At 72.8% G+C, this 15,415-nt stretch carries 10 protein-coding genes; 4 read left to right on the top strand and 6 right to left on the bottom strand.

Going from position 1 to position 15,415, the window contains the following annotated elements:
* Positions 1–16: 16 nt before the first annotated feature.
* Complete coding sequence (gene pta / locus AB0E67_RS01540; RefSeq protein WP_362019482.1) at positions 17–2,131, bottom strand: phosphate acetyltransferase; 2,115 nt, start codon at positions 2,129–2,131, stop codon at positions 17–19.
* A gap of 293 nt (positions 2,132–2,424) precedes the next feature.
* Between pta and AB0E67_RS01535 the strand changes: the two genes are divergently transcribed.
* Positions 2,425–3,450 (top strand): ATP-dependent 6-phosphofructokinase, encoded by a 1,026-nt coding sequence (locus tag AB0E67_RS01535; RefSeq protein ID WP_351520851.1) that lies wholly within the window; start codon positions 2,425–2,427, stop codon positions 3,448–3,450.
* Between the two features lie 277 nt (positions 3,451–3,727).
* Positions 3,728–4,846: a helix-turn-helix domain-containing protein gene (locus tag AB0E67_RS01530; RefSeq protein ID WP_362019479.1), complete on the top strand. Its 1,119-nt coding sequence runs from the start codon at positions 3,728–3,730 to the stop codon at positions 4,844–4,846.
* Between the two features lie 87 nt (positions 4,847–4,933).
* Here AB0E67_RS01530 and AB0E67_RS01525 read toward each other — a convergent pair whose 3' ends face one another.
* From AB0E67_RS01525 to AB0E67_RS01515, 3 genes are all read right to left on the bottom strand, one after another.
* A complete protein-coding gene (locus AB0E67_RS01525) occupies positions 4,934–5,584 on the bottom strand; it encodes an XRE family transcriptional regulator (protein ID WP_362021369.1) in 651 nt (216 codons plus the stop codon).
* A 315-nt stretch (positions 5,585–5,899) separates the two neighbouring features.
* Positions 5,900–6,571 (bottom strand): response regulator, encoded by a 672-nt coding sequence (locus AB0E67_RS01520; RefSeq protein ID WP_362019477.1) that lies wholly within the window; start codon positions 6,569–6,571, stop codon positions 5,900–5,902.
* The gene (locus tag AB0E67_RS01515) at positions 6,568–8,349 is read right to left on the bottom strand and encodes an ATP-binding protein (protein ID WP_362019474.1); all 1,782 of its coding nucleotides are present in this window, start codon (positions 8,347–8,349) and stop codon (positions 6,568–6,570) included. Before AB0E67_RS01515 ends, AB0E67_RS01520 begins: the two co-directional genes overlap by 4 nt.
* A 168-nt stretch (positions 8,350–8,517) precedes the next feature.
* Between AB0E67_RS01515 and AB0E67_RS01510 the strand changes: the two genes are divergently transcribed.
* A complete protein-coding gene (locus tag AB0E67_RS01510) occupies positions 8,518–9,876 on the top strand; it encodes a cation:dicarboxylase symporter family transporter (protein WP_362019471.1) in 1,359 nt (452 codons plus the stop codon).
* 271 nt (positions 9,877–10,147) lie between these two features.
* Positions 10,148–11,203, top strand: coding sequence for an RICIN domain-containing protein (locus tag AB0E67_RS01505; RefSeq protein WP_362019468.1), 1,056 nt, complete (start codon positions 10,148–10,150; stop codon positions 11,201–11,203).
* 18 nt (positions 11,204–11,221) lie between these two features.
* Here AB0E67_RS01505 and glgB read toward each other — a convergent pair whose 3' ends face one another.
* Positions 11,222–13,750 (bottom strand): 1,4-alpha-glucan branching enzyme, encoded by a 2,529-nt coding sequence (glgB, locus tag AB0E67_RS01500; RefSeq protein ID WP_362019465.1) that lies wholly within the window; start codon positions 13,748–13,750, stop codon positions 11,222–11,224.
* 92 nt (positions 13,751–13,842) lie between these two features.
* On the bottom strand, positions 13,843–15,243 hold the full coding sequence (locus AB0E67_RS01495) for a maltokinase (RefSeq protein ID WP_362019462.1): 1,401 nt from the start codon (positions 15,241–15,243) through the stop codon (positions 13,843–13,845).
* Positions 15,244–15,415: the final 172 nt, after the last annotated feature.

Raw genomic sequence — 15,415 nt, 5'->3', positions numbered from 1 at the left:
GTCGGGGCCGGGGTGGTCATGCGGTCCGCACCTCGCCGCCCTGGGCCTGGATCGCGGTGATGGCCACGGTGTTGACGATGTCCTGGACGAGCGCGCCGCGGGACAGGTCGTTGACGGGCTTGCGCAGACCCTGGAGCACCGGTCCGACCGCGACCGCGCCCGCCGAGCGCTGCACGGCCTTGTAGGTGTTGTTGCCGGTGTTCAGGTCCGGGAAGATCAGCACCGTCGCCCGCCCCGCCACCTCGGAACCGGGCAGCTTCGTCGCGGCGACACCGGGGTCCACCGCGGCGTCGTACTGGATGGGCCCCTCGATCAGCAGGTCCGGCCGGCTCGCCCGGACCAGGGCGGTCGCCTCGCGCACCTTGTCGACATCGGCGCCCGAGCCGGAGGTGCCGGTCGAGTACGACAGCATCGCGATCCGCGGCTCCACGCCGAAGCGGGCGGCGGTGGCGGCCGACTGCACCGCGATGTCCGCGAGCTGCCGCGCGTCCGGGTCCGGGTTGACCGCGCAGTCGCCGTACACCAGGACCTTGTCGGCCAGGCACATGAAGAAGACGGAGGAGACGATCGACGGGACGGGCCCGCCCGTCCCGTCGCCGGCGTCCGCGGACCGGGTCTTGATGATCTCGAACGCGGGGCGGATCGTCGCCGCGGTGGAGTGCACGGAACCGGAGACCATGCCGTCCGCGAAGCCCTGCTCGACCATCAGCGTGCCGAAGTAGTTGGCGTCCGCGACCACGTCGTACGCCAGCTCGGTCGTGACGCCGCGGTGCGCGCGCAGCCGCGCGTACCGCTCGGCGAACGGCTGACGCAGCTCGGAGGTCTGCGGGTCGATGATCTGCGTGCCGGCGAGATCGATGCCCAGGTCCGCGGCCTTCTTCCGGATGACGTCGGGCTCGCCGAGGAGCGTGAGGTCGCAGACGTCGCGGCGCAGCAGGACGTCGGCGGCGCGCAGCACCCGTTCCTCGGTGCCCTCCGGCAGGACGACCCGGCGCCGGTCGGCGCGCGCCTGCTCCAGCAGCTCGTGCTCGAACATCATCGGGGTGATCCGCCCGCTGCGGGCCACCGAGATCCGCTCCAGCAGGGCGCCGGTGTCCACATGGCGTTCGAAGAGGCCCAGGGCCGTCTCCGCCTTGCGGGGCGTCGCCGCGTTCAACTTGCCTTCCATGGCGAAGAGTTCATAGGCGGTGGGGAAGGAGCCGCCCGCCACGGAGACCACCGGCGTGCCCGGCGCGAGGCGCTCGGCCAGGGTCAGGATCTCCGGACCGGGATGTTCGTCCAGGGTGAGCAGCACACCGGCGATCGGCGGGGTCCCGGCGCTGTGCGCGGCCAGCGAGCCGACCACCAGGTCCGCCCGGTCCCCGGGCGTGACCACCAGGCAGCCCGGGGTCAGCGCCTTCAGCAGGTTCGGCAGCATCGCGCCGCCGAAGACGAAGTCCAGCGCGTCCCTGGCCAGCCCGGAGTCGTCGCCGAGCAGCACCCTGCCGCCGAGCGCCGCGGTGATCTGGGCGACGGTCGGCGCGGAGAGGGCCGCGTCGTCGGGCAGCACCGAACAGGGAACGGGCAGCTGTGACGCCAGCCGCTCCGCGAGGGCGTCGCGGTCCCCGGCCGCCACCCGGTTCACGATCACCGAGGCGACGTCGCAGCCGAGCCCCGCGTACGCCCGGTACGCGTTGCGCGCCTCCGCGCGCACGGACTGCGCGTTCTGGCCCCTGCCGCCGACCACCGCTATCACCGAGGCGCCGAACTCGTTGGCGAGGCGGGCGTTGAGCGCGAGCTCGTCGGGGAGCTGGGTGTCGGCGAAGTCGGTGCCGAGGACCAGGACCACCTCGTACGCCTGGGCCACGTGGTGGAAGCGCTCGACGAGCCGGGAGACCAGTTCGTCGGTACCCTTCTCGGCCTGGAGCGCGGACGCCTCCTCGTAGTCCAGCCCGTAGACCGACGCGGGTTCCTGGAGCAGCCGGTAGCGGGCCCGCAGCAGCTCGAACAGCCGGTCGGGACCGTCGTGGACAAGCGGCCGGAACACCCCGACCCGGTCCACCTGACGCGTCAGGAGCTCCATGACTCCCAGATCGACGACCTGCCGGCCGTCGCCCCGGTCGATCCCGGTCACGTACACGCTGCGCGCCACGCGTGCTCTCCCGTCCATATTTGCGGTTTGGGACGTATCGCCATGTTGACGATACGCCGGGCGTGCGCGACGTCGCCCGCCGGGCGTGCTCCCCGCGTCCGCGGCGCACGCGCCCCCACCGGCGCGCCGGTGATTCATCCCCGCATTCGACGGGCCACCCGGGCGGGCGTCACCGGAACGGGCGAGACCATGAGGTCCAGACCACGTGGGACAATCGTCATGTTTCACGGTTCGGGGGATCTTGTCCTCGCCCCCGGAACGCACGGCACCAGCGAGGCAGGAGACACAGGACGATGCGCATCGGAGTTCTCACGGCAGGCGGCGACTGTCCGGGTCTGAACGCAGTGATCCGGTCGGTCGTGCACCGCGCCGTGGTGGGGCACGGAGACGAGGTCATCGGCTTCGAGGACGGGTTCAAGGGGCTCCTCGACGGCCACTACCGGCCTCTCGACCTCAACGCCGTCAGCGGCATCCTCGCGCGTGGCGGCACCATACTCGGATCGGCCCGCCTGGAGCGCGCGCGGCTGCGCGAGGCCGCGGAGAACTGCGCGGAGCTGAGCCGCCGTTACGGCATGGACGCCCTCATCCCGATCGGCGGCGAAGGCACCCTCACCGCCGCACGGATGCTGGCGGACGCCGGGATGCCGGTCGTCGGCGTCCCCAAGACCATCGACAACGACATCTCCGCCACCGACCGCACCTTCGGCTTCGACACGGCGGTGGGTGTCGCCACCGACGCCATAGACCGTCTGAAGACCACCGCCGAGTCGCACCAGCGGGTCATGGTCGTCGAGGTGATGGGGCGGCACGCCGGCTGGATCGCGCTGGAGTCCGGGATGGCGGGCGGCGCGCACGGCATCTGCCTGCCCGAGCGCCGCTTCGAGGTCGACGACCTGGTCAAGATGGTCGAGGCGCGGTTCGCGCGGGGCAAGAAGTTCGCGGTCATCTGCGTCGCCGAGGGCGCGCACCCGGCCGAGGGCTCCATGCCGTACGCCAAGGGCGAGATCGACCAGTACGGTCACGAACGCTTCCAGGGCATCGGCAACCGGCTGGCCATCGAGCTGGAGACCCGGCTCGGCAAGGAGGCCCGGCCGGTCATCCTCGGCCATGTGCAGCGCGGCGGTACGCCGACCGCGTACGACCGGGTGCTCGCCACCCGCTTCGGCTGGCACGCGGTGGAGGCCGCGCACCGGGGCGACTTCGGCCGGATGACGGCGCTGCGCGGCAACGACATCGCGATGGTTCCGCTGGCGGACGCCATCACCCAGCTCAAGACGGTCCCCAAGAACCGGATGGACGAGGCCGAGTCGGTCTTCTGATCCTTCCGCCTGCGGCCTGCCCCGCCCCGGCCCCCGCCGACGAGCGGTCGCGGGCCGGGGCCGCGGGTTCCCGGCGGCCCTGACCATCCCCCCGTGGAAGGTCAGGGCCGCCAGCCGTCTCCCCTCGCGGGTCGGGGCCCTCGCGGGGCCTCGCCGGGCGGGGCGTGCTGCCGGAATCCACTCTTGAGGCACCGGCCCGGATCAACAAGGCTTGCCCCTGTCCCGGACATGTCCCAGCTCTGTCCGGACAGCCGATTCCAGGGGAGGGGCACAGCGCATGGTGGTCGAAGGCGGGATTCCGGATCCCCGGGAGGCGCGGAGCGCGGCCGAGTTCGTCGCCCTGCTGAGGGTGGTCAAGGACGGTTCCGGTCTGACGTTCCGCGAACTGACCCGGCGGGCGGACGCGGCCGGCGACGTGCTCCCGCGCTCCACGATCGCCAACATGCTGGCGCGCGCCTCCGTCCCGCGCGAGGAGCTTCTCGCCGCCTTCTTACGGGCCTGCGGCCGGGAGCCCGCGGAAATGGTGGACTGGCTCGCCGTACGCGAGGAACTCGCCGCGCGCGGGCGCCGGACCGGCGCGGCGGACGGGATCGAGGAGGCGGACGGGAGCGGCGCGGCGGGCGAGGGAGCCGACGGAGACGGGAGGACGGACGGGAGCGGCGCGGCGGGCGAGGGAGCCGACGGAGACGGGAGGACGGACGGGAAAGGCGCGGCGGGCGAGGGAACAGGCGGGAACGGGGAGGGCCGGGGGAGGGACGCTGTGCGGGCGGCCGGGCGGGCCATCGTTCCGGCCGCGATTCCGCCCTCCGCCCTGCGTCGGCGCCGTGCCGTCCTGGTGGCCGCCGCGTCCCTCGTGGCGCTCGCCGCCCTCGTGGTGACCGCGGTCGTTCTCGTACGCGAGGAACGGCCGGGGGCGGCTCCCGTCGGCGGCCCTGTGGAAGGTCGGACGGTGCAGCTCCGGTCGGTCCGCTCCGGACTCTGCTTCTCCGAGGAACGCGGCTCCGAGAGCGGCCGACTCTTCGAGACGCCCTGCGACGGGCCGACCATCCCGGACTTCTCCCTGAAACCGCTGGGCGACGACGTCTGGCGGATCGTGACCGATCACCCCGACTACGGCCTGGGCTGCACGGGCGTCTGGGACGGGGCGCGGGAGGCAGGTGCCTCGATGCAGGACCAGGAGTGCGGCCGTCGCGGCCCGGCGGAGGAGTTCCGGATCGAGCCCGTGGGGCACCCGGTCGAGGGCTACCGCATCCGCCCCGTCCACACCCGTCTGTGCGTCGGTACGGAGGTGCGCAACGGCAGGCGCGAGGCCGAGCTGGTGCAGACGAGCTGCGACGGGGCGGCCCGCACGGTCCTGTTCTCCTTCGACCCCGTGACGTCTTCCCCGGCCCCGTGACGGCGGCGTACGGACGTGACGGCGGCGTATGGACGTGACGGCGGCGTATGGACGTGACGGCGGCGTACGGACGTGACGGCGGGCGGTTCAGGCGCTTTTGTCCCGCAATCCCGCCGTCCGCCAGAACCGTTCCACGATCCCCGCCAGGAACGCCCGCTCCGCGTCGTCCGTCGCCCCGGAGGGCTCCCGGGGCGGCTCCCCGACCGCGCCGGTCCGGCCCGGCGCCGATGCCGCCAGCGCCCGGTAGTCGGCGTGGAGCTGGTCCAGCACGTCCTGGAGGAGCCCCCGGTCCAGCCGCACCAGCTTCGCCACCGCCCGGACGGGCGCCTGCCGCCGCGTCGTGACCGCGGCGCGCAGCAGCTCCGCCAGCTCCTCGTCCCGCCCGGACACCGTCACCAGCCCGGCGGCCGTCAGCCCCAGCACCTCGGAGAGCGCCGCCGACTGGCGCTCGTTGCCCCGCCAGCGCCCCGATTCCTCCATCCGCAGATACGCGGCGGACGTCAGCCCCACCTGACCGGCCAGTTCCTCCACGGTCATCCGCCGGGCCGTCCGGTGTTCCCGCAGGGTGCGCACCGCGGTCAGCAGCTCGCCCGGTGAGCACCACAACACCCCGGCCAGTGCCGTGAGTTCGTGCCCGGTCGGGACGGCTTGCCCGCGCTCCCAGGCGAGCACCGTCGCGGTGCTGATCCGGAGCCCGTACTGGGCCGCGAGGCCGTACGCGACGTGGCCGGGCAGCATCCCCAGGGCCTCGCGGAGGCGGCGTGCGGCGGAGGCGTCGAAGGGAGGCCGGGAGCCGAAGGACGAGGGAGAGCCGGAGGAGTGGGAGGGGCGCACGGCTTCACCGTAGGAGCGGGCACGCCGTCCGACCACGGTGTGTTCCACCGATATCACGGCTCGTAGGAAGGTCCTATGCCGGTACGGGGGCCGTGCCCGTGCGAGCCGTGCCGGTAGGAGTTCGGAGGTCCTGTGCTCGTGCGGGGCCCGTTCCCGTGACGCGGGTTCGGAGTTCTGCGCTCTCTCGTGTGCCGGGGCCGGGCCGCCGTCGTCACGGCGTCAGTGGTCCCGGGTCACCCACCGGTAGTGCAGTTCCGGGCGCCCGACCTGGCCGTACTGCGGCTTGCGCACCGCGCGCCCCGTCGTCACCAGGTGCTCCAGGTACCGGCGCGCGGTGATCCGCGAGATGCCCAGCTCGGTCCCGGCCGCTGCCGCCGTCATGCCGTCCGAGGCCCGCAGGACGCGGGTGACGGCCTCCAGCGTCGGGGCGCTGAGCCCCTTCGGCAGCCGGTTCGGCTGCGGGGCGCGCAGCACTCCGAGCGCCCGGTCCACCTCGTCCTGACCGCTCGCCTCACCGGCCGCCGCGCGGAACTCGGCGTAGCGGACGAGCCGGTCGCGCAGCGTGGCGAAGGTGAACGGCTTCAGCACGTACTGGACGACACCGAGCGACACCCCTTCCCGGACCACCGACAGATCACGTGCCGAGGTCACCGCGATGACGTCCGCCGAGTGCCCGGCCGCGCGCAGCGAACGCAGCAGGTGCAGGCCGTGCCCGTCGGGCAGGTACAGGTCGAGGAGGAGCAGATCGACCGGTGTGCGGTCCAGTGCCCGTACCGCCTCCGCGCGCGAGTGCGCGACCGCGGCCACCTCGAACCCGGGGACGCGGCCCACGTACAGCCGATGGGCGTCGGCGGCGACGGGGTCGTCCTCGACGACCAGCACCCGGATCACGCGACGACCTCCCCGGCGGTGTGTTCCGTGCGGTCGCCGGTCGTCAGCGGCAACCGGACCGTGAACATGGCGCCGCCCCCAAGGCCGCGGTCCAGCTCCACCGTCCCGCCGTTGCGGCGTACCGCCTGCCGTACGAGGGCCAGCCCGATGCCCCGGCCCGTGCCGTGCGTCGACCAGCCCCGGTCGAACACCTCGGCGGCGACGGCCGGATCGATCCCCGCCCCGGTGTCGGCGACCCTCAGCAGCAACTCGTCCTCCACGGCGAGAGCGGTCACGGTGACCGTGGCCCGTCCGTACTGCCCGGCCCGCCCGGGGACCGTACCGGCCGCGGGCCGTCCCGGCTCCCCGTCACGGGGGCCGGGCACGACGGGGGCGACGACCGGGCGGGGCGCGTCGGGGGCGGCCGGGGGTGCGGTCGGACGGGGCGTGCCCTGCGGGGCGTGGCCGGCCGCCGCCTCCGACGCCGCGTCCACCGCGTTGTCGATCAGGTTGCCGAGGATCGTCACCAGGTCCCGGTCCGGCAGCGTCGCGGGCAGGGCGCCGTCGTCGATCAGACTGTCCTCCGCGAGCACCAGCTCCACACCCCGCTCGTTGGCCTGTGCCGCCTTGCCCAACAGCAGCGCCGCCAGCACCGGTTCGCCGACCGCGGCGACGACCCGGTCGGTGAGGGTCTGGGCCAGCTCCAGTTCGGCGGTGGCGAAACCGACCGCCTCGTCGGCCCGCCCCAGTTCGATCAGCGAGACCACGGTGTGCAGCCGGTTCGCCGCCTCGTGGGCCTGCGAGCGCAACGCCTGGGTGAACCCCCGCTCGGAGTCCAACTCCCCGGACAGCGCCTGGAGTTCGGTGTGATCGCGCAGGGTCACGACCGTGCCGCGCTGCTCCCCGCCCACCACCGGGCGGGTGTTGACCACGATCACCCGGTCCGCTGTCAGATGCAGCTCGTCGACCCGCTCCTCGGAGGCGAGCAGTGCCCCGGTCAGCGGCGCCGGAAGCCTCAGATCGGCGACCCGGCGCCCGAGGGCGTCCGGTCCCAGCCCCAGCAGCTCCCGGCCAGCGTCGTTGATCAGCGCGATCCTGCGCCGCCCGTCGAGCATCAGCAGTCCCTCGCGCACCGCGTGGAGCGTGGCCTGGTGGTAGTCGTGCAGCCGGCTCAGCTCGGCCGCGTTCATGCCGTGCGTGTGCCGGCGGAGCCGGGCGTTGATCACATACGTGCCGAGACCGCCGAGCACCAGCGCCCCGCCCGCGGCCAGCCCCAGCGCCCCCAGCTGCGCCCGCACCTGCGAGGAGACCCGGTCGACCGTGATGCCCGCACTGACCAGGCCGATGATCCTGCCGCCGTCCCGGATCGGGGTGACGACCCGGATCGAGGGACCGAGGGTGCCGGCGTACGTCTCGGTGAACGTCTCGCCGCGCAGGGCCCGCGAGGTGTGGCCGAGGAACTCCTCCCCGATCCGGTCGGTGACCGGATGCGTCCAGCGGATCCGTTCCGGGGACATGATGGTGACGAACGCGATCCCGGTGTCCCTGCGGACCTTCTCCGCGTACGGCTGGAGCGCGGCGGACGGGTCCGGGGCGCGGATCGCCTCCCGGACGGACGGGGAGCCGGCGATCGCCAGCGCCGCCGTCCTCACCTGCCGGGTCGCGGTCTCCTCCGCCTGTTTCCGGCCGGAGGCGTACGCGAAGAACGCGCACCCCGCCACCACCGCCGCGACCAGCACCACCTGCATGGCGAACAGCTGTCCGGCCAGGCTTCGCGGACGGGGACGGGGCAGACGCATGTCCCCCAGTCTGCCTGGCCGGAAACATATGAACGAAATGCACGTAACAGTGACCGCCCTCACACGGAGCGAGATATTCGCCGAGGGTTTTTCCGGCCCCGATCCGCCGGACAGCCCTTGCGCCCCCAGGGACGGGGGAGTGACCCGGACGAGCCGAGGAGAGCCCCCGTGGGAGTGGCAGCCGCCAAGCGGGACCGTACGCACTATCTGTATCTGGCCGTGATCGCCGCCGTGGCTCTCGGCATTCTGGTGGGCTTCGTGGCCCCGGACGTCGCCGTCGAGCTCAAGCCGATCGGCACCGGCTTCGTGAACCTCATCAAGATGATGATCTCGCCCATCATCTTCTGCACGATCGTGCTGGGCGTCGGATCGGTGCGCAAGGCCGCCAAGGTCGGCGCGGTCGGCGGACTCGCCCTCGGCTATTTCCTGGTGATGTCGACGGTGGCGCTCGCCATCGGTCTGCTCGTCGGCAACCTGCTGGAGCCCGGCCAGGGCCTCCACCTCACCGAGGCGGCACGCGCCGCCGGTGAGAAGCAGGCGGCGGGCGCGAGCGAGTCGACCACGGACTTCCTGCTCGGCATCATCCCCACCACGATCGTGTCCGCGTTCACCGAGGGCCAGGTGCTCCAGACCCTGCTGGTCGCCCTGCTCGCGGGCTTCGCGCTCCAGGCCATGGGAGCGGCGGGCGAACCGGTCCTGCGCGGCATCGGCCACATCCAGCGCCTGGTCTTCCGCATTCTCGCCATGATCATGTGGGCGGCCCCGGTCGGCGCGTTCGGCGCGATGGCGGCCGTGGTCGGCGAGACCGGCGTCGACGCGCTGAAGTCCCTCGCCATCATCATGATCGGCTTCTACGTCACCTGCGCGCTCTTCGTCTTCGTGGTGCTCGGCACGATCCTGCGGCTGGTCGCCGGGGTCAATCTGATCGCGCTGCTGAAGTACCTGGGCCGTGAGTTCCTGCTGATCCTCTCCACCTCCTCCTCCGAGTCCGCGCTGCCGCGGCTCATCGCGAAGATGGAGCACCTGGGGGTCAGCCGGCCGGTCGTCGGCATCACCGTGCCGACGGGGTACTCCTTCAACCTCGACGGCACCGCGATCTACCTCACGATGTCCTCGCTCTTCATCGCCAACGCGCTGGGCGACCCGCTGAGCTTCGGCGAGCAGGTCTCCCTGCTGCTCTTCATGATCGTCGCCTCGAAGGGCGCGGCCGGGGTCACCGGCGCGGGACTGGCCACCCTCGCGGGCGGTCTCCAGTCGCACCGGCCCGGACTGGTCGACGGCGTCGGGCTCATCGTCGGCATCGACCGCTTCATGAGCGAGGCCCGCGCCCTGACGAACTTCGCCGGGAACGCGGTGGCCACCGTCCTCGTCGGCACCTGGACCAAGGAGATCGACAAGGAGCGGGTGGAGCAGGTCCTCTCCGGCGCGCTCCCGTGGAACGAGCGGATGCTGAACCGGGACGGCGAGGGCGCGGAGGTCCCGGAGCCGCGCGCCGGTGGCCAGGAGCCCGTCACGGCGAAGGCGTAGCGGGCTTCCGGAACACCCGGAACACAACGACGAGGGGCCGTCGCGGGCACGTCCGCGACGGCCCCCGTACGTGCTCCCGGGTCCTTCAGGAGTCGGAGGACGTGCTGGAGGGCGGCCTGAGCCGACCGGGTCCCGGAGATCGGCGTCTTCCGGCCGACACCTCGTGTGTCGGCCATTGTCGCCGAGGCGCCCCTCGCGGGCGGGCGGACGGCGCTAGCGTGACGGGCGCCATCACTCCGAGCAATCCATTGATCGCACAGGGGGACCCGTCATGAATTCGCGTGCGAGCCGCGCCTTGCCCAGGGCGTTGGCCACCTTCGTGGCCGCGCTGGCCGTCGTACTCGGCCTGACCGCGCAGACCGGAACGGCGAGGGCGGCCGAGGCGTCCGGCCTCGCCGGGCTGACGTTCACCGCGGCCGGCAACGGCCGGAACCTGGACGTGCAGAACGGCAACACGGGGGACGGCGTCTACGTCGTCACCAACTCCGCGCCCGGCCACCACCAGCAGTGGACCGCCAACAAGCAGGCCGACGGGTCGTTCACCCTGGCCAACGACTTCACCGGGAAGTGCGTGGCGACCGGCCTTCCGCTGAGGCAGCAGCCGTGTTCCGGGGCCGCCTCCCAGCGCTGGTACTTCCAGCCCGTCACCGGCGTCGCCAACACCTTCATGATCCGCAACGCCGGTGACAACAAGTGCGTCGACATCGTCCTGAACGCCCAGTACGACGACGCGTGGACCCAGACCTACGGCTGCAACGGCTCCGCCGCGCAGCAGTGGAAGATCCCCGCCGCGGCCTCGGGCGCCGCCCTCGACGCCGCCGTGGAGTACGCCTCCAAGCGCTGTCAGAAGGACGCGGCCACCTGCTCGTGGACGAAGGGGACCCAGGCCCCCGCCGAGCCGCTGCCCGTCGAGTGCGTCTCGCCCGTCTGGTACAACGGCACCGGTGCGCCGGTGCCGTGGACGTTCTCGCTGACCATCACCAGCGGATGGACGAGCACACTCGGCGTGTCCTTCACCTCGGGCGTGGGCTCGGGAGCGGCAAGCCCCGTCCAGGCGAGCGTCTCCCTCACCATCTCCGGCAGCGTGACGTACAACCTGAGCGAGACGCTGGGGAACAGCCTGACCATCACCGTCCCGGAGCAGCAGTACGGCTGGGTGGCGCTGTCGAAGCTGGCCACGAAGGTGACCGGCGACTGGACCTTCGACGCGAACGGATACCCGTGGAAGGCGCACGACACCGTCACGGTGCCCCTGATCAGTGACGACCAGGGCCACGCCAGTGTCTACCTGGCGAAGACCGCACCCGAGTTCACCACCTGCGGCTGACCCCGGACGCGGCCACGATCAGACCGGCCGCAGCCACACCGTCGCCAGCGGCGGGAGCGTCGGCGTCACGCTGGCGTTCCTGCCGTGGGCCGGGATCGCCTCCGGCTCCAGCGGACCGGGGTGGCACACACCGCCGCCGCCGTACCGCGCCGCGTCCGTGTTGAGCACCTCCGCCCACGCCACCCGGCCGCCGCGCACGTCCGGGACGCCGATGCGGTAGTCGTGCCGCACCACCGGGGAGAAGTTGCTGACGGCGAGCAGCGGCGCACCGTGCCTGTCGTGGCGCAGGAAGGCGAAGACGTTGTCCTCGGCCGCGCCGCCGTCCACCCAGGAGAAGCCCTCCGGCACGGTGTCGCACTGCCAGAGCGCGGGCGTGGCGCGGTACACCGCGTTCAGATCGGCGACCAGGTCGCGCACGCCCCGGTGGTCGCCCGCCGACGCGTACGTCGGGTCGAGCAGCCACCACTCCGGTCCGTGCTCCTGCGACCATTCCGCACCCTGCGCGAACTCCTGCCCCATGAAGAGGAGTTGCTTGCCCGGATGGGCCCACATGAAGCCGAGGTAGGCGCGGTGGTTGGCGCGCCGCTGCCACCAGTCGCCGGGCATCTTGCTCACCAGCGCCTGCTTGCCGTGCACCACCTCGTCGTGCGAGATCGGCAGCACGTAGTTCTCGCTGTACGCGTACACCATCGAGAAGGTCATCTCGTCGTGGTGGTACTTGCGGTGCACCGGCTCCTTCGTCATGTACTGGAGGGAGTCGTGCATCCAGCCCATGTTCCACTTCAGCCCGAAGCCCAGCCCGCCGTAACCGCCGTGCCCGACGTGGTGGGTGGCCCGGGTGACGCCGTCCCAGGCGGTGGACTCCTCGGCGATGGTGACGACGCCGGGGTTGCGGCGGTAGACGGTGGCGTTCATCTCCTGGAGGAAGGCGACGGCGTCCGGATTCTCCCTGCCCCCGTGCTCGTTGGGGGACCACTGGCCGTCCTCGCGCGAGTAGTCGAGGTAGAGCATCGAGGCGACCGCGTCGACGCGCAGCCCGTCGACGTGGAACTCCTCGCACCAGTAAGTGGCGTTCGCGACCAGGAAGTTGCGCACCTCCTTGCGCCCGTAGTCGAACTCCAGCGTCCCCCAGTCCGGATGCGCGGCCCGCGCCGGGTCGGAGTGCTCGTACAGCGGGCGGCCGTCGAACTCCGCGAGTGCCCAGTCGTCGCGCGGGAAGTGCGCGGGCACCCAGTCCACGATCACCCCGATACCGGCCCGGTGCAGCGCGTCGACGAGGTGACGGAAGTCGTCCGGCGTGCCCAGACGGGACGTCGGCGCGTAGAAACCCGTGACCTGATAGCCCCAGGACCCGCCGAAGGGATGCTCGGCGACCGGCATCAGCTCCACGTGCGTGAATCCCAGGTCGCGTACGTACCGGGGGAGTTGCTCGGCCAGTTGGCGATACGTCAGACCTGGTCGCCAGGACGGCAGATGGACCTCGTAGACGGAGAACGGCGCCTCGTGCACCGGCACGTCGCCGCGGTGCGCCATCCACTCCTGGTCCCGCCACTCGTGGTGCGTGGCCGTCACGATCGACGCGGTGGCGGGCGGAACCTCGGTGCGGCGCGCCATCGGGTCGGCGCGCGTGGTGTGCGAACCGTCGGGGCGGCAGATGTCGAACTTGTACAGGGCGCCCTCGCCGATCCCGGGCAGGAACAGCTCCCACACCCCGCTGGCGCCCAGCGAACGCATCGGGAACCCGGTGCCGTCCCAGAAGTTGAAGTCCCCGACCATCCGCACCCCGCGCGCGTCGGGCGCCCAGACGGTGAACCGGGTCCCGGCCACGCCCTGGTGCTCCATGGGGTGTGCGCCGAGCGCGGTCCACAGCTCCTCGTGCCGGCCCTCGCCGATCAGATGCAGATCGAGTTCACCGAGCGCGGGCAGGAAGCGGTACGGGTCGTGCACCTCGGTCTCGGTGTCCTCGTAGACCACCTGCAATCGGTACTCGGGCAGCGAGGGCATCGGCAGCAGCCCGGAGAAGAGTCCGTCCCCGTCGTCGTGGAGCCGCACCCGCAGCCCCTTGGCGAGTACGGTCACGGACCGCGCGAACGGGCGCAGCGCCCGGAAGACCACCCCGCCGCGCACCGGATGGGCGCCGAGCAGGGCGTGCGGGTCGTGGTGCTCCCCGGCGAGCAGCCGGGCCCGGTCGCCGTCGTCGAGAGGGCTCGCCTCGCGGACCCCGTGGCCGCCGGAGCCCTCCACGCGGGCACGGGCGGGTGCGGTCCGCCCGACGGCCCGTCCCGCCCCGTCCCGCTCGGCGGCGGGCCTCCTCAGCCGGGCCGGGGCGGCGGAGGAGGCGGATGCGACGGACGCGACGGATGAGGCAGGGGCGGTCGTGGCCGGCGCCGCGGTCACGGGGGCCGTGGTCATCGGTTCCGCCGCGACGGACGGTGCGGCAGTGGCCGGTGCGGTGGCGACCGGTGCGGTGACCGGTGCGGTGGCGGCCGGGAGTGTGGCGGGCGCTTCGTCGACGGGCGTGTTGCGGGACGGCTTACGGGCGGTCACGGGGACGGCCTCCTTCGCGGGGTGGTGGGGGAGAGCGAACGGGGAGGACAGATGTCGGCCGGATGCCGGGCAGCCGCCGGGCAGGCGGCCCGTCAGTCGGAGACGGCGGCCAGACGGTGGATCGCCGCCATCGGGACCGGCAGCCAGTCGGGCCGGTGCCGTGCCTCGTACAGCACCTCGTACACCGCCTTGTCGGTCTCGTGGGCGCGCAGCAGCTCCGGTTCGCTGCGCGGGTCGACGCCCGCGGCCTCGGCGTAGCCCTCGCAGTACGCGGTCCGGCAGCGCGCCGCCCACTCGGCGTTCCACGGGCGGTGCGAACGGGCCGCGTAGTCGAAGGAGCGGAGCATGCCGGCGACGTCGCGCACCGGTGGCTGCGGGCGGCGGCGCTCGGCCAGCGGCCTGGCCGGCTCGCCCTCGAAGTCGATCAGCGACCAGAAACCGTCGGCCGCGCGCAGGGTCTGGCCGAGATGGAGATCGCCGTGGATCCGCTGGGCCGCCCGGTCGTGGCCCCGGTCCCCGAGCGAGGCCACCGCGTCGAACGCCGCGCGCAGACCGGGCACGTACGGCACGAGCGCGGGCACCGCGCGCGCCGCGGCCTCCAGTCTGCGCACCATCCCGGCCGCCAGGTGCGCGGTCTGGGCGGGACGCAGGACGGGCGTGGGCAGCGCGGCGGCCAGCGCGGTGTGCACCTCCGCGGTGGCCCGGCCCAGCGCGTGCGCCTCTTCGGTGAAGTCGTGGCCCCGGGCGAGGGCGCGCAGGGCGAGCTGCCAGCCGTCCTCCGCGTCGCGCAGGTACGGCTGGAGAACGCCGAGGGTGAGCGGTTCGGGCGCGACGGACTCGAACCAGGCGACGGGGGCGGGCACCCGGCCGCACCCCTCGCGAGCGAGCGCCAGCGGCAGTTCCAGATCGGGGTTGGTGCCCGGGAACACCCGGCGGAAGATCTTGAGGATGTAGGCGTCGCCGTAGACGAGCGAGGTGTTGGACTGCTCGGTGTCCAGCACGCGTGGCGCCGTTCCGGCGGCGACGGGTGCGCCGCCCCGGCCGAAGCGCAGGGCGCCCAGCGCGCCGGGGGTGCGCAGCCGCTCCAGCAGGAGCGCGGCGAGGCGGGGATCGCGCAGCCCCTCGTAGACCGCGCGGCCCGCGAGCGGTCCGTTCACCGGACGGCCGATGAGCGCGGGTGCCAGCGGGGGAGGCAGCGCGGCCCGTACTCCGAGCAGCAGTTGGTAGCAGTCGGCGGGCCATCGCGCGGGCGCCGAAGGCTGATGGGCCCGCACCAGCAGATGGAGCAGCCCGGCCCCGGATCCGGCGGTCACGGTAGGGGCGTCCACCGGCAGCATCTCGGTCGCCGACACCAGCGAGAATCCGGTGATCGGCTGCCCCTTGCCCGCGAACCACCGCTGCCGGGGCAGCCATTCGTGCAGCAGGGGGACGAGAGACGGAAGCAGAGCTGTGCTGTCGGCCAGGGCGACCCGGATGGATGCAGCCTCCGACATGGCAACGCGTCCTTTCCCCGGGCACACCACAGGATGCGAAGAGTGTTCCGGATTGCGGCATTGGCTGTCCGACTGTGCGGGACGTGTCGGGTCAGGATGGTCCGTACGGACTCGGCTCGAAGAGGGGCCCGGAAGCGTTCGACGCGGCGAATGGGCGAGAGGCGCGAGAGAG

This window comes from Streptomyces sp. NPDC032161 (genome assembly GCF_040636995.1).
GTDB lineage: Bacteria > Actinomycetota > Actinomycetes > Streptomycetales > Streptomycetaceae > Streptomyces.
Note: the sequence above shows the minus strand (reverse complement) of the source record. Positions and strands in the feature narration are given on the sequence as shown.